Raw genomic sequence first — 3073 nt, forward strand, 5'->3', positions numbered from 1 at the left:
AAAAATTTATACACCAAAAGTTGTGCAGATTGTCATAGCTTGTATGAAAAAGAAAGTTTTACTGCCGAACAATGGAAGCCAATTGTTTTACGCATGCAAAAAAACACAAAACTTACCGATTTGCAACGTGAAAAAATATATGCTTATTTGACTACGCCACAATTTTAAAATTGGCTCAATTTATATGAAGAAATTTATACTACTCATTTTATTTTCCATATATGGCTATTCGCAAGAGGGCTTACCGCATTGTGGTTTTGATTTTACTACCTATTTGGTAGCCAATCCAATTGATAACGCTACTAAAAAAATCATTAACGATTTGAAGATTACTTTAATTGATCATAAAGGAAATGAAGTAGTGAATACTAATAATGAGTTTAGTTTAATTTATAAAGATAAAACTTTAACTTTTGCTAAAAATCACAAAGTTACTCTGGCAAATACTGAAGAAAGATGGTTTTATAATATTTGCGAAGACCAATATTTATTGCAATTGAAAGCAAATTTTATTCCAGAAGAAAAAGGGTATTCGGTAAAAATTGAAGATCCTCTTAAACGTTACCCAACAACATTTGTGCCCGTTTTTAATTCTAATTTGTATGTTTTATGTACCACTAAAGTAAAAAGCTTTGGTCCGAAAATGACAAATAATATGATTACTGTGGAAATGAGTAAATAGTTAGTTTTCTGATTCAGCAGACGAAACTGTAGCACTATCTTTTACAATTATTTTTTTTGTAACAGCTTCTTTCTTTATAATTGGAATATAAATTTCTGTTACCCATTTTGAAGGTTCGTTTACTTCAGGAATTGATTTTTTATAAATTCCAATATAATATCCTTTTTTGTCTTCTTTGAATTTTTTAGTTGTAATGTAATTTCTGGTTTTAGCCCAAGCTTTTTTCATGTGAGAATAATCACCTTTTAATACGGTTTTTATAGCTAGAAATGAGCCGTAACTTTTACCTTGAATTTGACTATCTGGTGTTGTGAATACTTTTTCTTTTACTGGAACACACATAGCATAAACTATCTTTTTTCCGTTGTCATTGTTCTGAAACATTACAAACGGTACTTCTAAAGTTTCGATAGCATTTGATTTAATAAAATTCTTCATTGTTTTTAGTAACGCTTTCGATTTTTTAGGAAAATCTTTTACTACACAAGAATCTTTTTGTTCCAAATAATTAATTGCAGGTCTGTTTACCAGTCCTTCTACTTTTATATCATACTCTCCTAATTCACTTACAAAATAGCTATTGATTTTATTTAAACTTTCTTGAATTTGCGGACCCACATAACTAGTAATTCCGCCATTCAATACAGAATATATTTTTTCTGTAAACGATAAATCACCTTTAATTGTTACCGATACTAAGCTGCTGTTTCCTGATTTTTTAAATTTCCAATGCAATGTTTGCTTGTTATCGTTTTGAATAAAGAGTTGCGATATGGAATCTTTTTGTGCAAAAGTTGTAATTATAGCACTTTCTGAGTCCCATTTTACATATGATTTTTTGCCAATGGTATTTTGAGAAGAAGTAAATACCATATTTTCTTCGGTATTGAATTGTTGCCAATCATTCCAATTAGTAAAATCGTTTACATATTCAAACACTGAATTGCTTGGTGTATTTATTTTTTTTTGCTTTGTAATTTTGTAAGTAGCGGGCTGTGTGGCCACAAATACCACAAAAGCCAAAAGGAATAGTAGAAATAAAAGCGATAAATATTTTAAAATTTTCATTTGTTTTTGGGGATAAAAATCAAATATAATAAATTATTCTTTTATGTATCCTTTAATTAAAAATAAGAACAAAATAAAAAGCAAAAAACCTAAAACAATCCATTTTACTCCTTTATATTGCTGTTTATGTATGTTTTTATCCTTTAAATACATAAAAACAATAATTATAATAAAAGAAATTGCAAATAAAATAGCAAATACAGTTTGTCCTTTTGAAAACATGTTGATAAATTTTTTACCAAATTTAAGGATTTGAAGTTTTAAAATATAATTTTATACCCTATAATATTAAAAAATTTTTACTACGAATTATCAAATTTTAATTAATGCTAAAACTAATAATATGCAAAAACAATTAGATGCTGTAAAATTATTTCATACCACTTATGGTTTAGGAGTAAGTGAAAACAAGAAAGCCGATTTAGGTACACAAAAAAACAACCTTCGTTTTGATTTAATGAAGGAAGAAAATGAGGAGTATTTAGAAGCCGTACAAAATAATGATATTGTTGAAATTGCAGATGCATTAGGCGACATGTTATACATTTTATGTGGTACAATTTTAGAGCACGGGTTGCAACATAAAATTGAAGCTATTTTTGATGAAATTCAGCGCAGTAATATGAGTAAATTGGGAGCAGACGGAAAACCTATTTATCGTGAAGATGGAAAAGTGATGAAAGGACCAAATTACTTTAAACCAGATTTTGAAGCTATTTTAAAATAATAATTTAAAATTTGAATAAAAAAAATCCTTAATTTCTTAAGGATTTTTTTTATACTTACAAATAAATATTATTCATTTACTAAAACATACTCGCCAGAAGCTAATAAAGGTTCTGCTTTTTTGTATTTCATTGTGTCACTTTTTCCAGACAAAACATGTTTAACAGTTACGTTATCATTTCTATTGATTTTTGGTTGGTCACGAACGATAGTTTCAGTTACTGTTGGGCGTTGTTGTGCTTGATTTCCAGCTTCTCTATTCGCTTGCGCTAAATCATCAGAATTTACCGTGTCTTTTGATTCGGTGTAATTTGATTTTTTTGTTACTTGTTTGGCTTCCTGAATGTTATTCGCATTTTGTGAAGGCAATTCTCCTTTAAATAAAAATGAAATCACATCCTTATTTACTTGCTCAATCATGGCTTTAAATAATTTAAACGCTTCGAACTTGTAAATTAATAAAGGATCTTTTTGTTCGTGAACGGCTAATTGAACCGATTGTTTCATTTCATCCATTTTACGTAAATGTTTTTTCCATGATTCATCTACAATAGCTAAAGTGATATTTTTTTCGAAATCTGTAATTAATGATTTTCC

At 28.2% G+C, this 3073-nt stretch carries 3 protein-coding genes and 2 pseudogenes; 3 read left to right on the top strand and 2 right to left on the bottom strand.

The window, feature by feature from the left end; genetic code table 11:
- Positions 1-168, top strand: a pseudogene (locus ACIQ2I_RS08725) (cytochrome c); the annotation flags it as partial.
- Positions 169-184: 16 nt separating this feature from the next.
- Positions 185-682, top strand: coding sequence for a hypothetical protein (locus ACIQ2I_RS08730; protein WP_396182028.1), 498 nt, complete (start codon positions 185-187; stop codon positions 680-682).
- On the opposite strand, the gene ACIQ2I_RS08735 is transcribed toward ACIQ2I_RS08730, so the two are convergent.
- The gene (locus ACIQ2I_RS08735; protein WP_396182029.1) at positions 683-1750 is read right to left on the bottom strand and encodes a GyrI-like domain-containing protein; all 1068 of its coding nucleotides are present in this window, start codon (positions 1748-1750) and stop codon (positions 683-685) included.
- A 343-nt stretch (positions 1751-2093) separates the two neighbouring features.
- On the opposite strand from ACIQ2I_RS08735, the gene ACIQ2I_RS08740 reads away from it, so the two are divergent.
- Entirely contained in the window at positions 2094-2477 is a 384-nt protein-coding gene (locus tag ACIQ2I_RS08740; protein WP_396182030.1) for a hypothetical protein, read from the top strand.
- Between the two features lie 68 nt (positions 2478-2545).
- Here ACIQ2I_RS08740 and secA read toward each other — a convergent pair.
- Positions 2546-3073, bottom strand: a pseudogene (gene secA / locus ACIQ2I_RS08745) (preprotein translocase subunit SecA); the annotation flags it as partial.

It is taken from the genome of Flavobacterium sp. (genome assembly GCF_044368995.1).
Lineage (GTDB): Bacteria > Bacteroidota > Bacteroidia > Flavobacteriales > Flavobacteriaceae > Flavobacterium.

Coding starts and splice junctions, on each gene's coding strand:
- ACIQ2I_RS08730 (WP_396182028.1), top strand. CDS start 185: ATGAAGAAATTTATACTACTCATTTTATTTTCCATATATGGCTATTCG.
- ACIQ2I_RS08735 (WP_396182029.1), bottom strand. CDS start 1,750: ATGAAAATTTTAAAATATTTATCGCTTTTATTTCTACTATTCCTTTTG.
- ACIQ2I_RS08740 (WP_396182030.1), top strand. CDS start 2,094: ATGCAAAAACAATTAGATGCTGTAAAATTATTTCATACCACTTATGGT.